Source organism: Streptomyces sp. UH6 (genome assembly GCF_013421635.1).
GTDB classification, from domain to species: Bacteria; Actinomycetota; Actinomycetes; order Streptomycetales; family Streptomycetaceae; genus Streptomyces; species Streptomyces abyssomicinicus.
This window is the reverse complement of the sequence record NZ_JACADT010001279.1, coordinates 1-1,318: the sequence shown is the minus strand read 5'-3', so window position 1 is coordinate 1,318 and position 1,318 is coordinate 1. Positions and strand designations below refer to the sequence as shown.

At 69.8% G+C, this 1,318-nt stretch carries 1 protein-coding gene; it reads right to left on the bottom strand.

The features are described 5' to 3' along the window. Window positions 1–234 precede the first annotated feature (234 nt). Entirely contained in the window at window positions 235–1,137 is a 903-nt protein-coding gene (locus HW445_RS31265; protein ID WP_180224150.1) for a Bax inhibitor-1/YccA family protein, read from the bottom strand. Window positions 1,138–1,318: the final 181 nt, after the last annotated feature.

Here is a 1,318-nt window from a genome sequence, read left to right as displayed (position 1 = left end):
AGCTCCCGCGCCAGGCCCAGCGCCTCCCCCGCCGCCCCGCGCTGAAGCCGGCTCTGCGGCGCGGCGCGCAACCGGTCGGCGAACTGTTCCACGGCACGGGTCAGGGGCGTCGTATCAACCACACCGTGAGCCTACGCCGCCCCACGCCGCCCTCCGGCCCCACCCGCGCCCCGGAACGCCGGAAGGGCCCCGGGAGACCCGGGGCCCTTCCTCGCTCGAGCGGAGGAGCGGTGATCAGTCGCTGCTGTTCAGGATCGCGATCAGACGGAGGAACTCCGTGTAGATCCAGACCAGGGTCAGCGTCAGGCCGAACGCGGCCATCCACGACTCCTCGCGCGGCGCGCCGTAGGCGATGCCGTCCTCGACCTGCTTGAAGTCCAGGGCGAGGAAGCAGGCGCCGAGCAGGACGCCGATGACGCCGAACATGATGCCCATGCCGCCGCTGCGGAAGCCGAGGCCGTCACCGCCGCCGAAGACGGCGAACAGCATGTTGACCATCATCAGCAGGACGAAGCCCAGCGCGGCCGCCATGACGAAGCCGGCGAAGCGGCGGTTCACCCGGATCCAGCGCATCTTGTACGCGAACAGGACCGCCGCGAAGACCGCCATCGTGCCGAGCACGGCCTGCATGGCCGCGCCGCTCGCGATGTGCGTGTCGACGATGCTGGACAGGACCCCGAGGAAGACGCCCTCGAAGGCCGCGTAGGTCAGGATCAGCGCCGGCGAGGCCTTGCGCTTGAACGACTGGACCATCGCCAGCACGAAGCCGATGAGGGCCGCGCCGATCGCGATGCCGTAGGAACGGTTGATGTTGCCCATGTCGACCGGCAGCAGCGCCCAGGCGAGCGCGGCGGTGACGATCAGGACACCGAGCGTCGTCGCCGTGCGCATGATGACGTCGTCCATCGTCATGCGGCCGGCGGACACCGGGGCGTGCGGGGCGCCGTACTGGGCGGCGTCCTGCTGGGCGTAAGGGTTCTGCGCGTACGGGTTCTGCGCCTGCGGGTTCTGCGCGTACGGGTTGGCACCCTGCGTGCCGACAGCTGCTCCCCCGGCCTGCGGCGCGGTGTTGAAGCCCGCGTAGCCGTTGTCGCGGCTGAACCCCCGTCGCGAGAAGACCGGGTTGCTGCTCCTCATTTCACTCCTCCATGGCCACCTTGCGCGGCCTTGGGCTCAAGAGTAATGGACAGGCAAAAACTTGCCTCTACTGCTTGGGTAGGATCTTTCCTTCCCCTCCCTCGCGATGCAACGCCTTACGCGTCCTCCCTATGCCCGGCCCGGGCCCCGGCCCATGCCGGGCAGGCCCCCGAGACCCCCG

What these genes read in the sequence shown, in the direction of transcription:
- HW445_RS31265 (WP_180224150.1), bottom strand. Translation starts at nt 1,137, where the DNA reads ATGAGGAGCAGCAACCCGGTCTTCTCGCGACGGGGGTTCAGCCGCGAC.